The sequence below is a fragment of the Thermus neutrinimicus genome, from assembly GCF_022760955.1.
Taxonomy (GTDB): domain Bacteria; phylum Deinococcota; class Deinococci; order Deinococcales; family Thermaceae; genus Thermus; species Thermus neutrinimicus.
In genome coordinates, this window is sequence record NZ_JAKTNU010000019.1 from 1 (window position 1) to 20929 (window position 20929).

Below are 20929 nucleotides of genomic sequence, written 5' to 3' on the forward strand. Positions count from 1 at the left end.
CCAGATACCTGCGCCCCATCCGCCGGTGCCTTCCACACCACCACGGGCGGAGTGCGGTCCACGTTAAGGCTTTGGGAGACACTCCCCTCATTCCCCGCACGATCCCTAGCTACGGCTCGGAGGCTGACAACGCCCTCAGGAAGAACATTTGGGCTGAGATTAAAGGTGTAGACCCCGTTGTCCAAGGTAAAGGCACCCAAATCTTTCGTGCCAGCAAACAGCCGAACCTCAGCCACGCCGGAAAGGGTATCCGTAGCGCTCGCCCGCACCTCCACCGCTTCCTGGCCTAGGAGGGTAGGAACCGAAATAAAGCTAACGCTGGGAGGGTCGCGGTCCAGAGTAAAGCTTACGGGATCACCCTGCTTTTCCACCGATCCTGCCCCGGCCCTAGGTGTGAGCCTGTAAACCCCAGAGGGGAGGGAACTGGGTAACATCCCCTGCCAGGTGCCTCCGCTGGGAACAAGGGTTAGGGTGCCGTTTTGGGGACCCGTGTACGCCACCTCTACCCGGTCTATCCTCGCCCCAGGCCCAGTAGCGGTAGCGTTCACTTGCACCGACAGAGAGTTGGTAAAAGCGCCCTCGGCGGGAACCTTAATAGCAACGCTCAGGTTGATGGAACTAGAGGGAGTCCCAACACCTGTGCCAGAAAGGTTGTTGCAACCGGCCAAAAGGGCCAAGCTCAAAATACCTGTGAGAATGAAACGCGCCACCATCGCCACCTCCGCCCCTACTTCAGGGGGTACTTCACCTGATACTCCTGGCTCCAGGAAACCTCATTCCCGTTGGACGTGGTCACGAACCAAGTGACCCGGTATCGCCAGTTGAGGGGAGCTCCCTGCTGGAGGTGCTCGCTCGCCACCTTACCGTCCAGGCTGAAGCGGAAAGGCTCGGACTGCTTGGGGACATACTTTACCTGTCCGTCCACTTCTTCCCGGCCGGGAGGTACCTCCACCCCCACGAAGCCGCTGCCTGAGGAGGAACCCGCAAACACCTCGTTGCCCGAGTCATCCACCGCCACATACTCATAACGGTCTAAATAGCCTCCTGGTGCTCCTGGGGCCACTTGAACGTAGGCATTGTTGCCCACCACGATGATCCTACCTTGCTCGTCCACCTCGTAGCCGAGCTGCGCGGGATCAAGAAGCACCCGGTAGGGTTGCTGGAGGAAAACATCCGTGCAGGCGGAAAGCATCAGCGCCAAGGCCAAAGCCCAGAGGATCCTAAGTCCCTTCATAATCTCACCCCATCATCTCCTCGCGCCACTTGGGATTGAGTATAGCAAAACTGAGCCGGGTCAGGCCCGCCAGGAAGTCCACGTTCTCCACCGCCACCTCCTTGGGCACCTCCAGCACGGTGGGGGCGAAGTTGAGGATACCCTTGATCCCGGCCGCCACCAAGCGGTCGGCAGCCTCCTGGGCTGCCTCGCGGGGCACGGTGAGGAGGGCGATCTCTATGCGGCCCGGAACCCGCTGGGGCAGGAGGTCCAGGTGTTCCACCACCCCGCTTCCCACCTTGCGCCCGATCTTTTCGGGATCTATATCAAAGAACCCCCGCAACTCAAAGCTTTCGCCAAACCCGGGATAGTCGGCTAGGGCACTGCCCAGACGGCCCATGCCCACGATGCACAAGCCCCACTTGCGGTTAAGGCCCAGGATATGGCGGAGCTCCCGCTTGAGCACGGGTACCGTGTAGCCCACCCCCCGGGTGCCGTAGGAACCAAAGTAGGAAAGGTCCTTGCGTACCTGAAACGCCGTAACCTGGGCCTCCTCCGCCAGCTGTTCCGAGCTGGTGCGGTGAATGCCCTTGGCCTCCAGCTCTTCCAGGATGCGCAGATACGTGACCAAACGGCTAATGGCGGCACTGGGAACCTTCATCGCACCTCCAGGGCCTCGAGGCCCAAGGCCTGCACCCTGGCCTTGATGGCCTCCTTTTCCTCCTCAGCCACCGGGCCTACCCGCACCCGGTAAACCCCATCCCCCACCAGGACCACCGGAAGGCCCATCTCCTTAAGCTTCCCCGCCAGGGCCAGGGCGTTTTCCTCCTTCCCGAAGGCCCCCACCTGGAGGTAAAGGGAGCTCGAGGGGGGTGATGCCTTCCCGCCCCGGAGGACCTGGGCCCCGTAGGAGGCCAGGGCCTCCGCCACCCGGCGCGCCTCGGCCTCGCTGGCGTAAGGGCCCACCACCACCCGGGTCAGGTTCCCCGAAGGCTCCAGGCGAGCCGGGTACCCCTTTCCCAAAAGCTCCTGGCGAAGCCTGGCCGCGTTCTCCGGGTTGGCAAAGGCCCCCACCGCCACCCGGTAAGCCCCGCCCGGCGCGGGGGCCAAGGACGAGGACCCAGGCCTGGCGGGGGCCTGGGGCTTGGGTTCAGGCGCGGGCCCAGTGGGAGCCGGCTCCATAGGGGCCTGCGGCAAGGGAAGCACGGTAACCACGGGTTCAGGAGGGGGCTTGGCTTCGGAAGGAGGCGACGGGGGACCGGGCGCCACCTGGGGCGGCTGGGCCACAGCCGGTTCAGGTGCAGGGGGGGCACCCGCCTTGGGCCGGGCAAAGGGGTTGATGCCCGTCAGGTAGAGGACGATGCCCGCCGCCACCAAGGCGATGAGGAGGAAGATGAGGAAGTCCAGCCAGTTCTCCCGTAACCAGCGCATCTTACCTCCGCAAGAGGGCCTTTGCCTCCTCCGAACCCAAAGCCGCGGCTTGCACCCAGGCCCGCTCCGCCTCCGCCTCCCGGCCCAGGCCCTTCAAGGCTAGGCCCAGGTTGTACCAGGCCGCCGCCTGCTTAGGCGCCCTCTGTAACACCTCCCTGAGGACCAGCTCCGCATCGCCAAACCGCCCCAGGGCCACCAGGGCCGCTGCCAGGTTCACCCCCACCCCCGGATCCCGGCCGGACTCGTAGAGGGGGCGGAGGAGGGCCAAGGCCTCCTCGAGGCGGCCCATCTCCAAGAGCAACGCGCCCCTAAGGGCCTGGGCCTCTGGGGTTGGGAGCCCCTCGAGGAGCCGCAACGCCTCCTCCTCCCGGCCCAAGGCGTAGGCGGCCTGGGCTTTGAGGAAGCTTCCCGGAGGCCCTGCCTCCTCCGCATAGCGGTAGGCGCTCTTGTAGTCCCTAAGCCGCAGGTAGGCCACGGCCATGGACAGGGCCACCTGGGGCTCGAGGCTTATGCGGTAGGCCGCCACCAGGTAGCCCAAGGCCCCCTGGGCATCCCCCGCCTGGAGGCGGGCCTGCCCCAGGAGGTAAGCGGCCTCCCAGAGGGAGGGATCCAGGGCGTAAGCCTCCTTCAGCAAGGGCTCCGGACGGGAGGAAAGAAGGGCCTTGCGCAGGAGGAGCCTGGCCCTAGCCTTCCCCTCCACCGCCCTAAGACCCCGGTCCAGCTCCCTAAGGGCCCTTTCCCTAAGCCCCTCCTCCGCCAGGATGCGGGCCAGCAGGTCCCAGCCCTCGGCCACCTTAGGCTCCCGGTTGAGAAGGCCGTAGAGCACCGGCACCGCTTCGGCCCGCGCCCCGGAAGCGTAAAGGGCCTGGGCCAGGGCCAGGTGGTAGGCGGGGCTCCGCTCCGGGGTAAGCCCCTTCTTCAACACCTCCGCCGCCTCCTTGGCCCGGCCCGCCTGGGTGAGGGCGCTGGCCCACCCCAGGTAGGCCTCCTCCGTGGGGGAAAGCTCCGCCGCCTTGGCAAAGGCCTCCGCCGCCTCCTTGGGCTTCCCCAGGCGCAGGTAAACCTGGCCCAGGTTGTAATGGCCCTCGTAACGGTCGGGGAAAACCCGGACCATCTGGTCAAAGGCGAAGCGCGCCTCCTCGAGGCGGCCTAGACGGAAGAGGCTTACCCCTAGGCCCAGGTGGGCCTCAAACCGGCCGTAGTCCTGGGCCAAAACCTCCTCATAGGCCAAGGCTGCCTTGGCATACTCCCCTGCCTTGAAGAGGGATTCCGCCCGTTCCCCTGGGGTCTGGGCCAACGCCAAACCCAGCCCGAGGAGAAGGGTAAGGGTTTTGGAAAAAGGTTTCGTCATAAGGGCCTCCAAACCCGTCGTTGCTCTAAGCATAGCACAGCTCCAGGGGAGGGGTCTTTGTTATCCTAAGGACGTGGGTCCTCCTGGCAAGGCCCTGGACCTGGATGCCCCCCGGGTCCTGGTGCTGAACGCCGCCTACGAGGTATTGGGGCTTGCCAGCATCAAGCGAAGCGTCCTCCTGGTGCTTTCCGGAGGGGCCGAGATGCTCTCGGAAAGCGGGCGCTACCTGCACACCCCTTCCACCCGGATTCCCGTCCCCAGCGTCATCCGCTTGAAGCGCTTGGTGCGGCGGGGGCCAAGCCGCATCCCCCTGAACCGCCGCAACATCCTGAGGCGGGACCGCTACACCTGCCAGTACTGCGGCCGGCAAGGAGGAGAGCTCACCGTGGACCACGTGCTTCCCCGAAGCCGGGGTGGCCAAAGCACCTGGGAAAACCTGGTGGCCGCCTGCCGCCCCTGCAACCTGAAAAAGGGGGACCGCACCCCCGAGGAGGCGGGGATGCGCCTACTAAAGCCCCCTCGGGCGCCCAAGGCGCCCCTTTTTCTTTCCGACCTCAAGGAGGTACCCGAGGACTGGCAACCCTACCTCCAGGCCTGGCTGCCCTGAGGACAAAGCCCCTAGCGCCGCACCGTGAGGAGCACCGCCCAAAGCACCATGCCTGCCCCCAAGTAGGCCCAGGGGGAAAGCACCTCCCTAAAGAAGAGGAAAGCGAACAGGTTGGCCACCACGGGCTCGAGGGTGGCCACCACGCTGGCCCGGGTGGCAGGAAGGCGTTTGAGCCCCGCATAGTACGCCAAATAGGCACCGTAGGTGGAAAATATGCCCAAAAAGACCAAGGCCCCCATGGCCCTTGGGCTTAAGGGAGTAAGCTCCACCCAGGGCAGAAGCCCCAAGGCCCCCACGGGCAGGGCGTAGAGGAAGAGGGTGGGGGTGGCGTAGCGGGGAAGGTAAAGCTTGCCGAAGATGTAGTAAAGGGCATAGGTGAACCCGGAAAGGAGTCCAAAGAAAAGGGCCAGGGACAAGACCCTTACCCCACTTCCTCCCCCCATGCCCATGAGCCCTACCCCCAGAAGGGTCAGGGCCACCGCCAAAAGGCCGGTGCGGTCCAGGGGCTCCTTTAGGATGACTAGGGAAAGCAGGGCCACCCAGGCCGGGGCCGTATAGAGGAGGACCGAGGCCAAGGCCGCCCCCCCGTGGACCACCGAAAGCTGGTAGGAACCGTAGAAGAGGGAAACCCCCACCAAGCCGAAGAGAAGGAGGGGCAAGATATCCCGCCCCTCCACCCTAACCTGGCGCAGGAAAAGGGCGTGCAGGCCGAAGAACACCCAGGCAATGGCCGCCCGGAAAAAGGCCACGGAAAGCGGGGTGAGCCCCTCCTCAAAGGCCAGGCGGCTTATGGGGCCGATGAGCCCCCAAAGGAAGGCGGCCAGGAGCAGATAGGGGTAGCCCATGGGGAAGAGTGTATAATCCCCCCAGTGTCCTATGGAGGCCTTATGAGCGCGCGCACCCTCTTTGTCCTCCTCGTCCTCCTTCTCTTGGTCCTTTTCTCCTGGCTCAACTGGGGGGAGATCACCAAGCCCACCTCCCTCTCCCTGGGCCTCACCCGGGTGGAGGCCCCCTTGGGCCTGGTGTTGGTGGTGGCCCTGGGGGTGGTTTCCCTCCTCTACCTCATCTTCACCATCGGCCTGGAAACCGCAGCCCTTTTGGAGGTGAGGCGTTACGCCCGGGAGCTTCTCCACTACAAGAAGCTGGCCGAGGAGGCGGAGCAAAGCCGCTACACCGAGCTCAGGAGCTACCTGGAAGCAGAGTTCAAGCGCCTGGCGGAGGCGGAAAGGGAGGAGATCCGGGCCCTCGAGGCCCGCGTGGCGGAAACCCTGGAAAAGCACGGGAACACCCTGGCCGCCTACATCGGCGAGCTGGAGGACCAGCTCCTAAGGCTCCTTCAGGGGCAAGGAGGGGAGAAGGCGTAAGCGCCGGCACCCCCTCCTGGGGCCCGGCGCTTACGGGCATCCTTCTCCCTTTTGGGGCGCTCCTACTCCACCAGCTCCACCAGGGCCAAGGGCGCCCCATCCCCCCGCCGGCGTTCCGCCAGCTTGAGGACCCGGGTATACCCCCCGGTGCGGTTCTGGTACCTGGGGGCAATCTCGTCGAAGAGCTTCCGCACCAGCTTCACGTCCTGCAGATCCCTCAGCACCAGGCGGCGGGCGTGCAGGTCCCCCCGCTTGGCCAGGTGGATGAGGTGGTCCACAAAGCCCGTGAGCTCCTTGGCCTTGGGCACGGTGGTGGTGATGCGGCCATGGAGAAGAAGGCTTTTGGCCTGGTTGCGGTAAAGGGCCAGGCGGTGGGAAGAGTGGCGGTTCAGCTTCCTTCCAGACTTCAGGTGGCGCATGGTCTCACTCCTTTAAGGCGAATCCCTTTTTGGCCAAAGCCTCGCGGATCTCCTCGAGGCTCCTCTCCCCGATGCCGGGGATGTTCTTCAGGTCCTTGAGGTTCAAGGCCAAAAGCGCCCGCACCGACTCGATCCCCTCCTCCTTGAGGCTGTGGAGAACCCGGGTGGAAAGCCCAAGCTCCTCCAAAGGCAGGTCCAGCTCCTCCTCCCCTCCCGCGCGCTCCACCGAAGCGGGTTCGGGGGCAGGCAGGGCGGTGGCCTGCGGGTTGGCGAAATAGGAGAGGTGCTCCTTGAGGATCTCCACCGCCTGGTTCAGGGCCTCCAAGGGGGTCACGGAGCCGTCCGTCCAGATCCTTAGGGTCAGCTTGTCCAGGTCGGTGCGCTGGCCAAGCCGGGTATCCTCCACCTGGAAGGCCACCCGGCGTACGGGGGAGAAGATGGCGTCCACGGGGATGGAGTTGATGCGGTCCTTGATCCCGTGGCGCTCGGCGGGCACATACCCCACACCCCGGTCCACCCGCACCTCCATGTAGAGCTTACCCCCCTCCTCCAAGGTAGCGATGGGAAGATCGGGGTTTAGGATCTCGGCATCGGGTGGCACGACAAAATCCCCCGCCCTGACCACCTTAGGGCCTTGGGCCTTTAGGACCAGGGTGGTGGTCTGCATCCTGGGGTCCAGGAAGCGCACCACCAGCTCCTTGAGGTTCAGGATGATCTCCACCACGTCCTCCTTGACCCCGGGAATGGTGGAGAACTCGTGGAGGACGTCCTCAATGTACACGCTGGTGACCGCGGTCCCGGGAATAGAGGAAAGGAGAATCCGCCTCAAGGGGTTGCCCAGGGTGACGCCGAATCCCCGCTCCAGGGGCTCCAAGACAAACTCCCCGTACTCCCGCCCCTGGGTGCGCACCGTGAAGACCGGGGCTTTCAGCTTGCTCTCTAACATAGACCTCCTTGCCGGCAACGCATGGGCCCGGCCAAGCCGGCCCCTTCAGGGCTACCTGGAGTAGAACTCCACCACCAGCTGCTCGTTCACGGGAAGCGCCAGGTCCTCCCGATCGGGCAGGCGCAGGAACTTACCCTTCATCCCCTCCACATCCAAGGAGAGCCAGGGACCCACCTTGCGGCCCTTCATGGCCTCGAGGTTCTCCCGGATGAAGGCCAGGTTGCGGCTACCCTCGGCGATGGCGATCTCATCCCCGGGCTTCACCTGGTAGGCGGGAAGGTCCACCCGGCGGCCGTTCACGGTGATGTGGCCGTGGCGCACCATCTGCCGCGCCTGGCGGCGGCTAGCGGCAAAGCCCAGCCGATAGACCACATTGTCCAAGCGGGACTCCAAAAGCCCCAGGAAGACGGTACCCGTAACCCCCCTCTTGCGGCTGGCTTCCTCAAAGAGGTTGCGGAACTGGGTTTCGGAGATCCCGTAGATGCGGCGGAGTTTCTGCTTCTCCCTCAGGCGCACCGCGTAGTCCGAAGGGCGGCGGGTGCGCTTCTGCCCGTGCTGCCCCGGAGGGTAGGGGCGGCGCTCCATGGCGCACTTGGGGCTATAGCAACGCTCCCCCTTCAGGTAGAGCTTGACTCCTTCCCGGCGGCAAAGACGGCAAACTGGACCAATGTAACGACCCATCTTCTCCTACTCCTTATGACGCCTTGCGGAACTTCTTCTTAGGCCGGCAGCCGTTGTGGGGCACAGGGGTGTCGTCCACGATGGACTTCACCTGCAAACCCGAGGCCTGAAGGGCCCGGATGGCCTGCTCCCGACCCGCCCCGGTGCCGCGCACGATAACGTCCACGCTCTGCATGCCGTAGGCCATGGCCTTCTTGGCCGCATCCATGGCCGCCAGCTGGGCCGCATACGGGGTGCCCTTGCGGCTCCCCTTGTAGCCGATGACCCCACCCGAGGACCAGGTGATGGGGTTGCCGTCCGGGTCGGTGATGGTGACGATGGTGTTGTTGTAGGAGGCGTGGATATACGCCTTCCCGCTGGCCACCTGTCGCTTGACTTTTTTCTTGGTCGCTTTTCTGGCCATACTCTCCCTCAGCTTTAGGAGTATCCACTGGCCCTAGAACTACTTCCTAGGCGCCTTCTTCTTACCCGCCACCGTCTTGCGGGGACCCTTGCGGGTACGGGCATTGGTGCGGGTGCGCTGCCCCCTCACCGGCAATCCGCGGCGGTGGCGGAGGCCCCGATAGCAGCCGATGTCCATGAGGCGCTTGATGTTGGCGGCCACCTCAGCCCTGAGCTCACCTTCCAGCTTCCAGGTGTTCTCCACGTACTCCCGAAGGCGCACCACCTCCGCCTCGGTGAGGTCCTTCACCCGGGTCGCCGGATTGATGCCCGTCTTCTCCAGAGCCTCCTTGGCCCGGGCCGGCCCCACCCCGTAGATGTAGGTGAGGGCCACATCCACCCGCTTGTTCCTAGGAATCTCCACACCTGCAATCCTCGCCACGTTCCCTCCTTACCCTTGCCGCTGCTTGTGCTTGGGGTTCTCGCAGATCACGTACACCCGACCGTGCCGGCGCACCACCTTGCACTTGTCGCACATCTTTTTAACCGATGCCCGTACCTTCATCTCGCCTCCTACTTCCTGTACACGATGCGGCCCCGCGTGGGGTCGTAGGGGGTAATCTCCACCACCACCCGGTCCCCAGGCAGGATGCGGATGTAGTGCATGCGCATCTTGCCCGAGATGTAGGCCAGAATCTCCGGTCCCGAGTCCAGCTTCACCCGAAAAGTGGTGTTGGGCAAGGCCTCGGTAACCACGCCTTCTGCCCGAATGGTGTCCTTCTCCTTCGCCATACCCCTCCTACCGCGCCCGCACCAGGGAAACCCCGGTGAGAAGCTCCGGGCCCTCCTCCGTCACCAAGACGGTGTTCTCGTAGTGGGCGGCGAGGTTGCCCGCTCCGGCGCTCGCCGTCCAGCCATCTTCCAATATTACCACAGAAGCCGGGCGCAAGGTGACCATGGGCTCGAGGGCCAGGGTCATGCCCGGCCGGATCTTGGGGCCCGTTCCCGGTTTGCCGAAGTTGGGCAGCTGTGGGTCCTCGTGGATCTCGCGCCCCACCCCGTGCCCCACGAACTCCCGCACCACCCCATACCCGCGGCTTTCCAGAAACGTCTGCACCGCATGGGCCACATCCCCTATGCGGTAGCCGGGCCTGAGGTACTTCATCCCCTCCCAAAAGGCGGCCTCGGTATCCTGGATGAGCCTTTCCGCCTCCGGGGAAACCTTGCCCACGGGAAAGGTGCGGGCCATGTCGGCGGCAAACCCCCCGTAGATGAGACCCACGTCCACGGAAAGGATATCCCCTTCCTTTAGGGGCTCCTCCGAGGGGATGCCGTGGACCACCACCTCGTTCACCGAGGTGCACAAGGTGGCGGGAAACCCGTAAAGGCCCAGGAAAGCCGGCTTGGCCTTGCGCTTTTTTATGGCCTCGTAGGCGATCCGGTCCAGCTCCTTGGTGGTGATGCCGGGCTCCACGTGCCGGCCCACCTCCTCCACCACCTCGGTGAGGAGGGCTCCCGCCTCCCGCATGCGCTCAATCTCCCATGGACTCTTCAGCTTGATGGCCATCAGATTCCCAGGGCTGCCCGGATGCGGGCGTAGACCTCATCGGGGGTACCCAGGCCGTCCACCCGCCTCAAGGCACCCGTTTTTTCATAGTACTGCACCAAGGGCTGGGTTTTCTCCCGGTAGACCCGGAGCCGGTGCCGGATGGTCTCCTCGTTGTCGTCCGAGCGCCCCTCGAGCTCCGCCCGCTTGAGCATGCGGGCCATGAGCTCCTCCTCCGGAACCTCCACCAGCACCACCCCAAGGAGCCGGGTTCCGGTGGCCTGGAGCAGGTGGTCCAGGGCCTCCGCCTGGGCCAGGGTGCGGGGAAAACCGTCAAAGATCACCCGCTCCGAAAGCTCCTCCCGGATTAGGGCCAGGATGAGGTCATCGGGAACCAGGTCCCCCCGGTCCATGATGGGCTTCACCTGTTGCCCCAAGGGTGTTCCCCGGGCCACGTGGTCCCGCAGGATGTCCCCGGTGGAGAGCTTCTTAAAGCCCAGCTCCTCCGCCATCCTGGCCGCCTGGGTGCCCTTTCCCGCCCCCGGCGGCCCCAAGAAGATCACCGCTTCCCCCATCTTCCCCCCTAACGCGTGCGGCCGCGGATGCGGCCCTTGGAAAGGAACCCTTCGTAGTTCCTCAGCATCAGCTGGCTCTCGATCTGCCTAAGGGTATCCAAGGCCACGCCCACCACGATGAGAAGACCGATGCCAGAAAAGGCGATGCTCTTCACCCCGGTGAGGTTTTGGATGATCTGCGGCAAGGCCGCCACCAGCCCCAGGAAAAGGGCCCCCCAGAGGGTCAGGCGGGAGACGATGTGCTCCAGGAACTTCACCGTGGGCTCGCCGGGACGGATACCCGGGATGAACCCCCCATACTCCCTGAGGCTTTCCGCAATCCGCTTGGGGTCAAACTGGACCGCGGTGTAGACGTAGGTGAAAAGGACGATGAGCACCACCTCGATGAGGAGGCCAGAGATGCGGATGGGGTTGAAGAAGTTGGCGATGGCCTGGAGGACCGGGTTGTCCTGGAAGGGGGCGGTGAGGAAGATGGGGATCTGCAGGATGGCGGCGGCGAAGACGATGGGGATGACGCCAGCGGCGTTCAGCTTGATGGGGATATAGGTGGCCTGCCCCCCATAGACCCTCCTGCCCACCACCTTCCTGGCGTACTGGACAGGGATGCGCCTTTCCGCCTGTTGCACCGCCGCCATCCCGGCAAAGGCCAAGACGATAAAGGCCAGGAAAAAGAGGAAGGCCACCAGGTTGACCTCCCCGGTGCGGATGAGACCCGCGGTGCGGAAAAGCTGCGGTAGCCAGTCCACCACGATCCCGGCAAAGATGATCATGCTGGTGCCGTTGCCGATGCCGTACTCGGTGATGCGCTCCGCCATCCACAAAAGGAGGGCGATGCCCGCCACCTGGGTGACCACCACCACCAGCCAGAAGAAGGGCCCAGGAGACCACCCCGGAAGGAGGAAGCGCCCACCCTCCGCCCCCAGGAAGGCGGTGGCCAGAAAGAAACCCTGGAAAGCCCCCAGAGCGATACCGCCGATGCGGGTGTACTGGTTGATGATGCGGCGGCCCTCTTCACCCTCCTTGGAAAGCTTCTCCAGGGCAGGAACCACATTGACCAAAAGCTGCATGATGATGGCGGCGGTGATGTAGGGCATGATTCCCAAAGCGAAGATGGAGAAGCGCTCAAAGTTACCGCCCGAAAAGAGGTTAATGATGCCGAAAACCCCTCCCTGGGTGGTGCGCAAAAACTCCTGGATCTTGTCCAGGTCCACCCCGGGGGTGGGGATAAAGGCCCCCAGGCGGTAAGCAGCCAACACCAGCAGGGTGAAGAGGATCCGCTGGCGCAGTTCGGGAATGGCCAGGGCGCTCCGGAAGGCCTTAAGCATCCTAAGCCTCCTTAGGCGTTTGCCCTTCGGGTAAAGGAGCCAGAAGGACGGCCTCGCCGCCTGCAGCCTTTAGCTTTTCCAGGGCGGTCTTGGAAAAGGCATGGGCCACCACCTTGAGGGGCTTAGCCTCCCCCTCCCCCAACACCTTAAGCCTGTAGCCCTTCTTCAGGATCCCGGCCTGGACCAACATCTCTGGGGTCACCTCCCCTTCGAAGCGGGCCAGGTCCCTCAGGTTCACCCCCTGGTACTTGGGCCGCTTGATCTCCCCGGGAACCTGGCCCTGCATGCCCCGCTTGGGCAGGCGCATCAGGGTGGTGGAACGCCCCCCCTCAAAGCGGCGCGGATCCTTGAGACCGCCGGAGCGGGACTTCTGCCCCTTGTGGCCCCGGGTGGCCGTCTTGCCGTGGCCGGAGCCAGGGCCCCGCCCCACCCGCTTCCGCCTCTTGTTGGCCCCAGGATTGGGTTTTAGCTCGGTAAGCTTCATTCCAGCACCTCCACCCGCACAAGGTGGGCCACCTTCTTGATGTTGCCCCGTATGGCGGGATGGTCCTCGAGGACCCTTTCCTTGTGGAGCTTGGTCAGCCCCAGGGCCTTCAAGGCCGCCTTCTGGTCCTTGGGATAGCCGATGGGGCTCTTCACCAGCTTAACCTTGAGCTTGGCCATCATTCCTCCCCGCCCTTCCGCAGGCGCTCCACATCCTGCTTGGTCCTAAGCTGCCTTAGGGCCTCCATGGTGGCGTAGGCGATGTTGATGGGGTTACGGCTCCCCAGCTCCTTGGTGAGGATATCCGTGATCCCGGCCAGCTCGAGGATGGCCCGGGGTACCGCCCCTGCAATCACCCCCGTACCGGGGGCGGCGGGCTTCAGGAGGATCTTGGAGGCCCCGTACTCCACCTCGATCTCGTGGGGGATGGTGCCGTTTTGGATGGGCACCTCCACCATGTTGCGACGGGCGTAGTACCCTGCCTTCTGCACCGCCAGGGGCACCTCCTTGGCCTTGCCCAGGCCCAGGCCCACCCGGCCCTGCCGGTCGCCCACCACCACCAAGGCCCCGAAGCGGAAGCGGCGGCCACCCTGGTAGGTCTTGGCGGTACGCCGCACCAGGATCATCTTCTCTTCAAAGTCGGTCTCGGGCATGCTTCCTCCTCGCTAAGCGACCTAGAACTCCAGGCCCCCTTCTCTGGCCCCTTCCGCCAGAGCCTTCACCCGGCCGTGGTACTTGTAGGGGCCGCGGTCAAAAGCCACCTTGGTGATCCCCAGGGCCTTGGCCTTCTCCGCCAAGGCCCGCCCCACCTGCCGGGCCACCTCGGTCTTGTTGCCCTTGAGCTTGAGCGCCAAGCTGGACTCGGCCACCAGGGTGTGGCCCTTCTCGTCGTCGATGATCTGGGCGTAGATGTGGTTAAGGCTCCGGAAGACGGAAAGGCGAAGCCTAGCGGAGCGCTTGACGCGGTTGCGCACCCGGAACTTGCGGCGTTCGTATGCGGTAAGCCGTGCCATGGTTCCCCCTACTTCTTGGCCCCGGCCTTGCCGGGCTTAAGGCGGACGGGCTCGCCCGCGTAGTAAATGCCCTTCTCGTGGTAGGCGCTGGGCTTCTTGATGGCGCGCAGGTTGGCGGCCACCTGGCCCACCTTCTGCTTGTCTATTCCGAGAACGCGGATCTTGGTGGGCTCGGGCACCTCAAAGGTGATCCCCTCCGGGGGCTCCACCACCACGGGGTGGCTAAAGCCCACGGTGAGCTCCACCGCCCGTCCCGCAAGCCGGGCCCGGTAGCCAATCCCCTTGATGAGGAGCTCCTTCACGTACCCCTCGGAAACCCCTTTGACGGCGTTGGCGATGAGGGTCCGGGTGAGGCCGTGGAGGCTCTTGTGGCGGCGCTCATCCGAGGGCCTTTCCACCCGCACCACCCCCTCCTCCACCACCACCCGCATCTCCGGGGAGATGGCCACGGAAAGCTCGCCCTTGGGGCCTTTGACCTTGACGAGCCCCGGGGTGACCTCGAGGGTGACCCCCTTGGGCAAGGGAATGGGAAGCCGGCCAATCCTAGACATCACCACACCTCGCAGATAAGCTCCCCGCCCACGCCCAGACGCCGGGCCTCCCGGTCGGTAAGGACGCCCTTAGGCGTGGACAGGATGGCAATCCCCAGGCCGCGGCGCACCCGGGGAATCTCCTTGACCCCCACGTACACCCGTCGCCCAGGTCGGCTGATGCGACGGATGTGGTTGATGACCTGTTCGGGCCGGGGGTCCAGCCCCTGGCGCCTCGGCCCATACTTGAGGTAGATGCGCAAGACGGGCTTGCCATCCACCTCCACCCGCTCGTACCCCTTGATGAAGCCCTCCCGCGCCAGGATCTTGAGGATCTCCTCCTTAAAGCGGGAGGCGGGCACCTCGGTGCTCTCCTTGTAGACCCGGGTGGCGTTGCGAATCCGGGTCAGCATGTCGGCAATGGGGTCCGTCAACATTTCCTCTCTCCTTTTACCTCACTCCTGGACCATGCGGTCTCGAGGGAACCCCCTCGACCGGCCACGGCCTACCAGCTGGCCTTCTTCACCCCGGGAAGCTGCCCCTTGTGGGCCAGCTCCCTAAGGCAGATCCGGCAGAGCCCGAAGTAGCGGTACACGCTCCTGGCCCTCCCACAGCGCACGCAACGGGTGTAGGCCCGCACCTTGAACTTGGGGGTACGCTTGGCCTTTTCGATCAACGCCTTTCTCGCCATGCTCGCCTCACTTGCGGAAGGGGAAGCCCAGAAGCTCCAAAAGGGCCCTGGCCTCCTCGTCGGTCCGGGCAGTGGTGACCACCGCGATGTCCATGCCCCTAAGGGCATCCACCATGTCGTAGGTGATCTCGGGGAAGATGAGCTGCTCCCTAAGGCCCAGGTTGTAGTTGCCACGGCCGTCAAAGCTACCCGGGTTCACCCCGCGGAAGTCGCGGATGCGGGGAAGGGCCACGGAAAGCAACTTCTCCAGGAAGATCCACATCCTGTCCCCGCGCAGGGTAACCCTAAGGCCAATGGGCATCCCCTTGCGGAGCTTGAAGTTAGAGATGGACTTCTTGGCCCGGGTTACGGCCGGCTTCTGGCCGGTGATGAGGGCAAGCTCCTGGGAAGCCTTTTCCAGGATGCGGGCATCCTCCTTGGCCTCCCCCAGCCCCTGGTTGATCACCACCTTCTCCAGCCTGGGCACCTCCCAGATGTTCTGGTAGCCGAAGCGGCGGATGAGCTCGGGCCGCACCTCCTCGTAGTACTTCCTCTTAAGCACAACCTCTAGCGGCATCTTATCCCTCCACGTCCAAAGCCCCGCCACACTTGGCGCACACCCGGATCTTCCGGCCATCCTCCAGAAGTTTCTTGCGCACCCGGGTGGGCTTGCCGCATGCGGGGCAGATGGGGCGCACCTTGGAGGCATGCAAAGGGGCTTCCTGCTCCACAAAGCCACCCTGGGGATGCTGGGGGCTCACCCGCACCGCCTTCTTGACGATGTTCACCCCCTCCACGATGACCGCCCCCTTCTTGGGCAACACGGCCTTCACCTTGCCCACCTGGCCCTTGTACTTGCCGGAGGCCACCAAAACCGTGTCCCCTTTCTTCACGTGCAGTTTGGCCTGCATCAGAGCACCTCCGGAGCCAGGGAGACGATCTTCATGAAGCCCTTTTCCCGCAGCTCCCGCGCCACGGGCCCGAAGACGCGGGTACCCCGCGGCTCCAGCTGGTTGTTGATGATGACGGCGGCGTTGTCGTCAAAGCGGATGGCGGAACCATCGGGACGCTTAACCTCCTTCTTGGTGCGCACCACCACCGCCTTCACCACGTCGCCCTCCTTCACCGCCCCCCGGGGGATGGCCTCCTTGACGCTGGCCACAATGATGTCCCCCACGGTGGCGTATTTGGCGTTGGAGCCCTTAAGCACGCGGATGCACATGATCTTGCGGGCCCCGGTGTTGTCGGCCACCTCCAGGTAGGTCTGGGGCTGGATCATGCCTTACCTCCCCGCTTGGAAAGGCTTGCGTAGTTCTGCCTACGCACCAGGTATTTCTCCACCAGGTCTAGCCTGCCCCCTTCCACCAGGCGCAAAACCCTAAAGCGCTTGCGCTTGGAGACGGGGCGGGACTCGATGATCTCCACCACGTCCCCCACCTTGTACTTCTCCTCGGGGTCGTGGGCCAGGTACTTCTTGGAGCGTTTGATCACCTTGCCGTAGAGAGGGTGGGGGAACTGGCGCTCCACCAAGACCGTGACGGTCTTCTGCATCTTGTCGCTCACCACCACCCCGGTCAGCACCTTCTTAGGCATTGGCCCTCCTCTTCTCGTTCAGGATCGTGAGGAGCCGGGCGATGAGGCGCCGGGTCTCCCGCACCCTGTGGTTCTGGGAAAGCTGGCCGATGGAGGCCTGGAAGCGAAGCTCCATCAGCTCCCGCTTCTTCTCCCGCACCAGCTTCTCGATCTCAACGGGAGAGAGCTTGCGGATCTCACTGGGCTTCATCGTAGGCATCCCTCCTCACGATCTTGGTCTTGATGGGAAGCTTGTGGCCGGCGATGCGCAAGGCCTCGAGGGCCTGCTCCTCCGTGACGCCCGCCACCTCGAACATCACCCGGCCCGGCTTCACCACCGCCACATACCCTTCCACGTTGCCCTTACCCTTACCCATCCGCACCTCGAGGGGCTTCTTGGTGTAGGGCTTGTCGGGGAAGATGCGGATGAAGATCTTACCCCCGCGGCGGAAATGGCGCACCATGGCCACACGGGCCGCTTCTATCTGCTGGGCGGTGATCCAGGCGGGCTCCATGGCCACCAGGCCGAAGTCCCCGAAGGCCACGTAATCCCCCCCCTTGGCCGCCCCCTTCATGCGACCCCGGTGCTGCTTGCGGTACTTCATGCGCCTGGGCATCAACATGGCCTACTCCTCCTTCTTCACGCGCACCGCTGGGCGGCGGCGGCGGGGCTTTTCCTCCGCCCTAGGCCCCTCGGGGCGGGCCTTAGGCTTCTGGCCGCCGATCACCTCGCCCAGGAACACGTAGGCCTTGACCCCCAGCACCCCGTAGGTGGTGCGGGCCAAAGCGAAGCCGTAGTCTATGTTAGCACGAAGGGTGTGAAGGGGTACCCGGCCCTCAGCAGCCCACTCCGTGCGGGCCTGCTCGGCCCCGCCGATGCGGCCGGAGACGATCACCTTGGCCCCCTTGGCCCCCGCCTCCATGACCCGTTGTACCGCCTGCTTGATGGCCCGGCGCACGGCAAAGCGGCGCTCGATCTGCTCCGCCACCCGCTGGGCCACCAGGGGAGCGGAGAGGTTGGGGTTGTGGATCTCCTGGACGTTCAGGGCCACGTTCTTGCCGGTGAGCTGGGAAAGGGTGTCCCTTAGGACCTTGATCTTCTCCCCGCCCCGGCCGATGACCACGCCGGGCTTGGCCACGTGCACGGTCACGGCCACGTTGTCCGCGGCCCGTTCGATGTCGATGCGGGCCAGGCCCGCCGGGTAGAGCTCCTTGGTGAGGGTCTCGCGGATCTTCTGGTCCTCCACCAGGAGGTGGCGGTACTGCTTCTTGCCCGCATACCAGCGGGACTCCCAGTCCCGGGTGATGCCGAGCCTAAAGCCGATGGGGTGGATCTTATTTCCCATGTTTCTCCCCCAAGATCACCGTGATGTGGCTGGTCCTCTTCTTGATGATGTCCGCCCGGCCCCGGGCCCGGGGAAGCACCCTTTTTAGGGCAGGCCCCTCGTCCACGAAGGCCGCCTTCACGAAAAGCCGGTCCTCCAGCATGTCGTGGTTGTTGACCGCGTTGGCGGCGGCGGACTCCAGCACCTTGGCCACGTAATAGGCCCCCCGCTTAGGGGTGTAGCGCAGGATGGCGCGGGCCTCCTCGAGGCTCTTCCCCCGGATCAGGTCCACCACCAACCGGACCTTCCTGGGGGAGATGCGCACGTAACGGGCAATGGCTTTCGCTTCCATGGCTACTTCTTCTTGGTGGCCTTAGCCTCTTTCCCGTGCCCCCGGTAGGTGCGGGTGGGGGCGAACTCTCCCAGCTTGTGCCCCACCATGTTCTCGGTGATGTAGACGGGCACATGCTGCTTGCCGTTGTAGACCGCGATGGTATGGCCCACCATCTCGGGAACGATGGTGGAGCGGCGGCTCCAGGTCTTGATGAGCCGCTTCTCCCCCTTGGCGTTGAGCTCCAGCACCTTCTCCAAGAGGTGGTCATCTACGAAAACGCCCTTCTTCAAGCTACGCGGCATGGCTCACCTCACTTCTTGCGGCGGGCGATGATGAAGCGGCTCGAGGGCTTCCGCCGCTTCCTGGTCTTAAGCCCCTTGGTCTGCCAGCCCCAAGGGGAGGCCGGGGGACGGCCCCTAGGCGCCCGGCCCTCGCCACCCCCGTGGGGGTGATCCACCGGGTTCATGGCGGCCCCACGCACGTGGGGCTTGCGGCCCAGCCAGCGGGTGCGCCCCGCCTTGCCCAGGACGATGTTCTTATGGTCGGCGTTGCCCACGGTCCCGATGGTGGCGTAGCACTCCCCGTGCACCTTCCTCAGCTCCCCCGAGGGCAGGCGCAGGATCACGTAATCCCCTTCCCGGCCCTGGATCTGGGTGCTGGTGCCGGCGGAGCGGGCCAGTTTGGCCCCCTTTTTGGGCTCCAGCTCCACCGCATGGACCACGGTACCCACGGGGATGAAGCGCAGGGGCAAGGCGTTGCCCACCTGGATGGGGGCATCCGGGCCGGCCACCACCTGCTGGCCCACCCGCAGGCCCTCAGGAGCGATGATGTAGCGCTTCTCCCCATCGGCGTAGTGCAGAAGGGCGATGCGGGCGGAGCGGTTGGGATCGTACTCTATGGCCGCCACCTTGGCGGGAATGCCCGCCTTGTCCCAGCGCCTGAAGTCGATGATGCGGTAAAGCCGCTTGTGGCCGCCGCCCCGGAAGCGCACGGTGATGCGGCCCTGGTTGTTGCGCCCCCCGCTCTTCTTCAGGGGCTTGACCAAGGACTTCTCCGGCTCGGTCTTGGTGATCTCGGAGAAGTCCGCCACCGTCATGAAACGGCGGCTTGGGGTGTAGGGTTTGAACTTCTTAACTGCCATCCTCCATGCCTCCCTTGCCGGATCAGGGCCGGGCTCCCCTCCCGGCTTAGGTCTAGATGAGGCCCTCCAGGGCCTCGATCTTCTGCCCGGCGGCCACCTGCACGATGGCCTTCTTGCGGTCGGGGCGCTTGCCCAGGTAGCGGCCCAGGCGCTTCTTCTTGCCCCGCACCGTCATGGTGTTCACCCCTACCACCTTGACCTTAAAGGCCGCCTCCACGGCGTTTTTGATCTCCGTCTTGGTGGCCTTGGGGTGAACCCAGAAGGTGTACTTGCCCTCGGCGAAGCCAGCGTAAGCCTTCTCGGAAAGCACCGGGGCCAGGATCACGTCAAAGGCGGTCTTCATGCCTCACCCCCCACGCGGGCCTGGAAGGCCTCCCAAGCCGCCAGGTCCATGACCAGGCGCTCGGTGCGCAGGATGTCGTAGACGTTTAACCCCTCCGGCGCAAGGGTTACCACCCAAGGGAGGTTCCGGGCAGCCCGGCGCACCAGCTCGCTGGCCGTCACCAGGAGCACGCTTTCCGAGCCGTCCAGCCCCGCACCCTTAGCCCAGGCCAGGAACTCCTTGGTCTTGCCGTTAACCCCAGCAAAGTCCTCCACCAGAAGGAGCTTGCCCTCCTTAGCCCGGTCGGCCACGGCCATGGCCAACCCCGCCTGCCGCACCTTCTTGGGCAGGGTGTAGCTGTAGTCCCTGGGCTTAGGCCCGAAGACCGTACCCCCACCCACGAAGATGGGGGCGCCGATATCCCCGTGACGGGCCCGCCCGGTGTGCTTCTGGGGGTAAATCTTGCGGCTGGAATAGGCCACCTCGCCCCGGGTCTTGGTGCTGGCCGTCCCCCGGCGCCTTTTCGCCAGTTGCCAGCGCACCACCTCCCATAGGAGGTGGGGGTTGACCTCCTGGGGAAGGTCGGCGGCAAGCTCCCGCTTGCCGGAAGAGGAGAGAACAGGAATCTGGTACACCATGCCCTCCTTTACTTGGCCACCTTCTTGGTCTGGCGCACCAACACCAGGCCCCCGTTGGGTCCCGGCACGGCCCCCTTGACCAAGAGGAGGTTTTCCTCGGGGATGACGTCCACCACCTCGAGGTTCATCACCGTGACCCGCTCGGCCCCGTAGCGGCCGGCCATCTTCTTGCCCTTGTAGACCCGGCCTGGGGTCTTGCGGTTGCCGATGGAACCCGGGTGGCGGTGGATCTTGTGGGCGCCGTGGGAATCGGGGCCGCCAGCGAAGTTCCAACGCTTCATCACCCCCGCCGTGCCCCGGCCCTTGGAGGTGCCGGTCACGTCCACCCGTTCGCCGGCCTTAAAGATCTCCACGGTCACCACGTCGCCCTCGGGGTTGAAGTCGCGGATCTCCTTCAGGATGCGCACCGGACCCACCCCGGCCCGGGCGAAATGCCCCTTCATGGGCCGGTTGACCCGCTTGGGATTCTGGGGCAGGAAGCCCAGTTGGACCGCCGTGTACCCGTCCTTCTCCGGGGTCCGCCGCTGGACCACAGGGCAGGGCCCAGCCAGGATCACGGTGACGGGAATGGCCCGGTCCTCCCGGTAAATCCGGGTCATGCCCACCTTCATGCCCAGGATGCCCTTCATTTGCCACCCCCCACGGTCTTGATCTCGATCTCCACCCCGGTGGGCAGGTCTAAGGACATGAGGCTCTCGATGGTCTTACGGTTGGGGTTGAGGATGTCCACCAGGCGGTGGTGGGTGCGGAGCTCAAAGTGCTCCCGGGAGTCCTTGTGCTTGAAAGGACCCCGGATCACGGTGAAGCGCCGCACCCGGGTGGGCAGGGGCACGGGACCCGAGACCTGGGCCCCGGAACGCCGGGCGGCCTCCACGATCTTCTGGGCCGAGGCGTCCAGGGTCTTGTGGTCAAAGCCCCGCAGCTTGATGCGGATCTTGGGCATGCTTCACCTCACTCCAGGATCTTGGTGACCACGCCGGCGCCCACGGTCCGCCCACCCTCACGAATGGCAAACCGCAAACCCTCCTCCAACGCCACCGGCTTGATCAGCTCCACCGTAAA

Annotated in this window: 40 protein-coding genes; 2 read left to right on the forward strand and 38 right to left on the reverse strand. The window is 64.8% G+C overall.

Features of this window, described 5'->3' with window-relative positions:
- From L0C59_RS09685 to L0C59_RS09705, 5 genes are all read right to left on the reverse strand, one after another.
- The coding region (locus L0C59_RS09685) for an Ig-like domain-containing protein (RefSeq protein ID WP_243091159.1) at positions 1 to 713 on the reverse strand (713 nt) is incomplete at its 3' end.
- 14 nt (positions 714 to 727) lie between these two features.
- The gene (locus tag L0C59_RS09690; protein ID WP_243091160.1) at positions 728 to 1234 is read right to left on the reverse strand and encodes a hypothetical protein; all 507 of its coding nucleotides are present in this window, start codon (positions 1232 to 1234) and stop codon (positions 728 to 730) included.
- Between the two features lie 4 nt (positions 1235 to 1238).
- Positions 1239 to 1874 carry a redox-sensing transcriptional repressor Rex gene (locus L0C59_RS09695; RefSeq protein ID WP_243091161.1) on the reverse strand — a complete coding sequence of 212 codons (636 nt, stop codon included), beginning with the start codon at positions 1872 to 1874 and terminating at the stop codon, positions 1239 to 1241.
- Positions 1871 to 2644: an SPOR domain-containing protein gene (locus L0C59_RS09700; protein WP_243091162.1), complete on the reverse strand. Its 774-nt coding sequence runs from the start codon at positions 2642 to 2644 to the stop codon at positions 1871 to 1873. Before L0C59_RS09700 ends, L0C59_RS09695 begins: the two co-directional genes overlap by 4 nt.
- 1 nt (position 2645) lies before the next feature.
- Positions 2646 to 3995 carry a tetratricopeptide repeat protein gene (locus tag L0C59_RS09705; protein ID WP_243091163.1) on the reverse strand — a complete coding sequence of 450 codons (1350 nt, stop codon included), beginning with the start codon at positions 3993 to 3995 and terminating at the stop codon, positions 2646 to 2648.
- A gap of 94 nt (positions 3996 to 4089) precedes the next feature.
- On the opposite strand from L0C59_RS09705, the gene L0C59_RS09710 reads away from it, so the two are divergent.
- A complete protein-coding gene (locus tag L0C59_RS09710) occupies positions 4090 to 4602 on the forward strand; it encodes an HNH endonuclease (RefSeq protein WP_243091185.1) in 513 nt (170 codons plus the stop codon).
- Positions 4603 to 4613: 11 nt separating this feature from the next.
- Here the strand turns inward: L0C59_RS09710 and L0C59_RS09715 are convergent, their stop codons facing one another.
- The gene (locus L0C59_RS09715) at positions 4614 to 5447 is read right to left on the reverse strand and encodes a DMT family transporter (protein ID WP_243091164.1); all 834 of its coding nucleotides are present in this window, start codon (positions 5445 to 5447) and stop codon (positions 4614 to 4616) included.
- Between the two features lie 42 nt (positions 5448 to 5489).
- Between L0C59_RS09715 and L0C59_RS09720 the strand changes: the two genes are divergently transcribed.
- Entirely contained in the window at positions 5490 to 5966 is a 477-nt protein-coding gene (locus L0C59_RS09720) for a DNA cytosine methyltransferase (protein WP_243091165.1), read from the forward strand.
- A gap of 62 nt (positions 5967 to 6028) precedes the next feature.
- Here the strand turns inward: L0C59_RS09720 and rplQ are convergent, their stop codons facing one another.
- From rplQ to L0C59_RS09880, 32 genes are all read right to left on the reverse strand, one after another.
- Positions 6029 to 6385 (reverse strand): 50S ribosomal protein L17, encoded by a 357-nt coding sequence (rplQ, locus tag L0C59_RS09725; RefSeq protein ID WP_243091166.1) that lies wholly within the window; start codon positions 6383 to 6385, stop codon positions 6029 to 6031.
- Positions 6386 to 6389: 4 nt separating this feature from the next.
- On the reverse strand, positions 6390 to 7331 hold the full coding sequence (locus L0C59_RS09730; RefSeq protein ID WP_243091167.1) for a DNA-directed RNA polymerase subunit alpha: 942 nt from the start codon (positions 7329 to 7331) through the stop codon (positions 6390 to 6392).
- Positions 7332 to 7382: 51 nt separating this feature from the next.
- On the reverse strand, positions 7383 to 8012 hold the full coding sequence (gene rpsD / locus L0C59_RS09735; protein WP_243091168.1) for a 30S ribosomal protein S4: 630 nt from the start codon (positions 8010 to 8012) through the stop codon (positions 7383 to 7385).
- A gap of 13 nt (positions 8013 to 8025) precedes the next feature.
- The gene (rpsK, locus tag L0C59_RS09740; RefSeq protein WP_015718086.1) at positions 8026 to 8415 is read right to left on the reverse strand and encodes a 30S ribosomal protein S11; all 390 of its coding nucleotides are present in this window, start codon (positions 8413 to 8415) and stop codon (positions 8026 to 8028) included.
- A 39-nt stretch (positions 8416 to 8454) separates the two neighbouring features.
- Positions 8455 to 8835: a 30S ribosomal protein S13 gene (rpsM, locus tag L0C59_RS09745; RefSeq protein WP_015718087.1), complete on the reverse strand. Its 381-nt coding sequence runs from the start codon at positions 8833 to 8835 to the stop codon at positions 8455 to 8457.
- 9 nt (positions 8836 to 8844) lie between these two features.
- On the reverse strand, positions 8845 to 8958 hold the full coding sequence (rpmJ, locus tag L0C59_RS09750) for a 50S ribosomal protein L36 (protein WP_041438733.1): 114 nt from the start codon (positions 8956 to 8958) through the stop codon (positions 8845 to 8847).
- Between the two features lie 8 nt (positions 8959 to 8966).
- Positions 8967 to 9185 carry a translation initiation factor IF-1 gene (gene infA, locus L0C59_RS09755; RefSeq protein ID WP_003043942.1) on the reverse strand — a complete coding sequence of 73 codons (219 nt, stop codon included), beginning with the start codon at positions 9183 to 9185 and terminating at the stop codon, positions 8967 to 8969.
- Positions 9186 to 9192: 7 nt separating this feature from the next.
- Positions 9193 to 9960 carry a type I methionyl aminopeptidase gene (gene map, locus L0C59_RS09760; RefSeq protein WP_243091169.1) on the reverse strand — a complete coding sequence of 256 codons (768 nt, stop codon included), beginning with the start codon at positions 9958 to 9960 and terminating at the stop codon, positions 9193 to 9195.
- Complete coding sequence (locus L0C59_RS09765; protein WP_243091170.1) at positions 9960 to 10514, reverse strand: adenylate kinase; 555 nt, start codon at positions 10512 to 10514, stop codon at positions 9960 to 9962. The genes map and L0C59_RS09765 overlap by 1 nt, the downstream gene beginning before the upstream one ends.
- A gap of 8 nt (positions 10515 to 10522) precedes the next feature.
- Positions 10523 to 11839: a preprotein translocase subunit SecY gene (gene secY / locus L0C59_RS09770; protein WP_243091171.1), complete on the reverse strand. Its 1317-nt coding sequence runs from the start codon at positions 11837 to 11839 to the stop codon at positions 10523 to 10525.
- A 1-nt stretch (position 11840) separates the two neighbouring features.
- The gene (gene rplO, locus L0C59_RS09775) at positions 11841 to 12323 is read right to left on the reverse strand and encodes a 50S ribosomal protein L15 (RefSeq protein ID WP_243091172.1); all 483 of its coding nucleotides are present in this window, start codon (positions 12321 to 12323) and stop codon (positions 11841 to 11843) included.
- On the reverse strand, positions 12320 to 12502 hold the full coding sequence (gene rpmD / locus L0C59_RS09780; RefSeq protein ID WP_243091173.1) for a 50S ribosomal protein L30: 183 nt from the start codon (positions 12500 to 12502) through the stop codon (positions 12320 to 12322). Before rpmD ends, rplO begins: the two co-directional genes overlap by 4 nt.
- Positions 12502 to 12975: a 30S ribosomal protein S5 gene (gene rpsE / locus L0C59_RS09785; RefSeq protein ID WP_243091174.1), complete on the reverse strand. Its 474-nt coding sequence runs from the start codon at positions 12973 to 12975 to the stop codon at positions 12502 to 12504. Before rpsE ends, rpmD begins: the two co-directional genes overlap by 1 nt.
- A gap of 21 nt (positions 12976 to 12996) precedes the next feature.
- Positions 12997 to 13335, reverse strand: coding sequence for a 50S ribosomal protein L18 (gene rplR, locus L0C59_RS09790; protein WP_243091175.1), 339 nt, complete (start codon positions 13333 to 13335; stop codon positions 12997 to 12999).
- Positions 13336 to 13343: 8 nt separating this feature from the next.
- A complete protein-coding gene (gene rplF, locus L0C59_RS09795; protein ID WP_243091176.1) occupies positions 13344 to 13886 on the reverse strand; it encodes a 50S ribosomal protein L6 in 543 nt (180 codons plus the stop codon).
- Positions 13886 to 14302, reverse strand: coding sequence for a 30S ribosomal protein S8 (rpsH, locus tag L0C59_RS09800; protein WP_243091177.1), 417 nt, complete (start codon positions 14300 to 14302; stop codon positions 13886 to 13888). The genes rplF and rpsH overlap by 1 nt, the downstream gene beginning before the upstream one ends.
- Positions 14303 to 14370: 68 nt before the next feature.
- Positions 14371 to 14556 carry a type Z 30S ribosomal protein S14 gene (locus L0C59_RS09805; RefSeq protein WP_003043922.1) on the reverse strand — a complete coding sequence of 62 codons (186 nt, stop codon included), beginning with the start codon at positions 14554 to 14556 and terminating at the stop codon, positions 14371 to 14373.
- Between the two features lie 7 nt (positions 14557 to 14563).
- Positions 14564 to 15112 carry a 50S ribosomal protein L5 gene (gene rplE / locus L0C59_RS09810; RefSeq protein ID WP_243091178.1) on the reverse strand — a complete coding sequence of 183 codons (549 nt, stop codon included), beginning with the start codon at positions 15110 to 15112 and terminating at the stop codon, positions 14564 to 14566.
- Between the two features lies 1 nt (position 15113).
- Positions 15114 to 15446 (reverse strand): 50S ribosomal protein L24, encoded by a 333-nt coding sequence (rplX, locus tag L0C59_RS09815; protein WP_243091179.1) that lies wholly within the window; start codon positions 15444 to 15446, stop codon positions 15114 to 15116.
- Positions 15446 to 15814 (reverse strand): 50S ribosomal protein L14, encoded by a 369-nt coding sequence (gene rplN / locus L0C59_RS09820; protein ID WP_015718099.1) that lies wholly within the window; start codon positions 15812 to 15814, stop codon positions 15446 to 15448. The genes rplX and rplN overlap by 1 nt, the downstream gene beginning before the upstream one ends.
- Positions 15811 to 16128 carry a 30S ribosomal protein S17 gene (gene rpsQ, locus L0C59_RS09825; RefSeq protein ID WP_243091180.1) on the reverse strand — a complete coding sequence of 106 codons (318 nt, stop codon included), beginning with the start codon at positions 16126 to 16128 and terminating at the stop codon, positions 15811 to 15813. Before rpsQ ends, rplN begins: the two co-directional genes overlap by 4 nt.
- A complete protein-coding gene (gene rpmC / locus L0C59_RS09830; protein WP_243091181.1) occupies positions 16121 to 16318 on the reverse strand; it encodes a 50S ribosomal protein L29 in 198 nt (65 codons plus the stop codon). The genes rpsQ and rpmC overlap by 8 nt, the downstream gene beginning before the upstream one ends.
- The gene (gene rplP, locus L0C59_RS09835) at positions 16305 to 16730 is read right to left on the reverse strand and encodes a 50S ribosomal protein L16 (protein ID WP_135257043.1); all 426 of its coding nucleotides are present in this window, start codon (positions 16728 to 16730) and stop codon (positions 16305 to 16307) included. The genes rpmC and rplP overlap by 14 nt, the downstream gene beginning before the upstream one ends.
- Before the next feature lie 3 nt (positions 16731 to 16733).
- Positions 16734 to 17453: a 30S ribosomal protein S3 gene (gene rpsC / locus L0C59_RS09840; RefSeq protein WP_243091182.1), complete on the reverse strand. Its 720-nt coding sequence runs from the start codon at positions 17451 to 17453 to the stop codon at positions 16734 to 16736.
- Positions 17443 to 17784: a 50S ribosomal protein L22 gene (gene rplV / locus L0C59_RS09845; RefSeq protein WP_015718104.1), complete on the reverse strand. Its 342-nt coding sequence runs from the start codon at positions 17782 to 17784 to the stop codon at positions 17443 to 17445. The genes rpsC and rplV overlap by 11 nt, the downstream gene beginning before the upstream one ends.
- 2 nt (positions 17785 to 17786) lie before the next feature.
- A complete protein-coding gene (gene rpsS, locus L0C59_RS09850; protein ID WP_011173711.1) occupies positions 17787 to 18068 on the reverse strand; it encodes a 30S ribosomal protein S19 in 282 nt (93 codons plus the stop codon).
- An 8-nt stretch (positions 18069 to 18076) separates the two neighbouring features.
- Positions 18077 to 18907 carry a 50S ribosomal protein L2 gene (gene rplB / locus L0C59_RS09855; RefSeq protein ID WP_243091183.1) on the reverse strand — a complete coding sequence of 277 codons (831 nt, stop codon included), beginning with the start codon at positions 18905 to 18907 and terminating at the stop codon, positions 18077 to 18079.
- A gap of 52 nt (positions 18908 to 18959) precedes the next feature.
- A complete protein-coding gene (locus L0C59_RS09860; protein WP_015718106.1) occupies positions 18960 to 19250 on the reverse strand; it encodes a 50S ribosomal protein L23 in 291 nt (96 codons plus the stop codon).
- Positions 19247 to 19867, reverse strand: a complete 621-nt coding sequence (gene rplD / locus L0C59_RS09865; protein ID WP_243091184.1) for a 50S ribosomal protein L4 — start codon at positions 19865 to 19867, stop codon at positions 19247 to 19249. The genes L0C59_RS09860 and rplD overlap by 4 nt, the downstream gene beginning before the upstream one ends.
- Positions 19868 to 19875: 8 nt before the next feature.
- Positions 19876 to 20496, reverse strand: coding sequence for a 50S ribosomal protein L3 (rplC, locus tag L0C59_RS09870; protein WP_019550493.1), 621 nt, complete (start codon positions 20494 to 20496; stop codon positions 19876 to 19878).
- The gene (gene rpsJ, locus L0C59_RS09875) at positions 20493 to 20810 is read right to left on the reverse strand and encodes a 30S ribosomal protein S10 (protein ID WP_015718109.1); all 318 of its coding nucleotides are present in this window, start codon (positions 20808 to 20810) and stop codon (positions 20493 to 20495) included. Before rpsJ ends, rplC begins: the two co-directional genes overlap by 4 nt.
- An 8-nt stretch (positions 20811 to 20818) precedes the next feature.
- The coding region (locus L0C59_RS09880; RefSeq protein WP_243090042.1) for an EF-Tu C-terminal domain-related protein at positions 20819 to 20929 on the reverse strand (111 nt) is incomplete at its 5' end.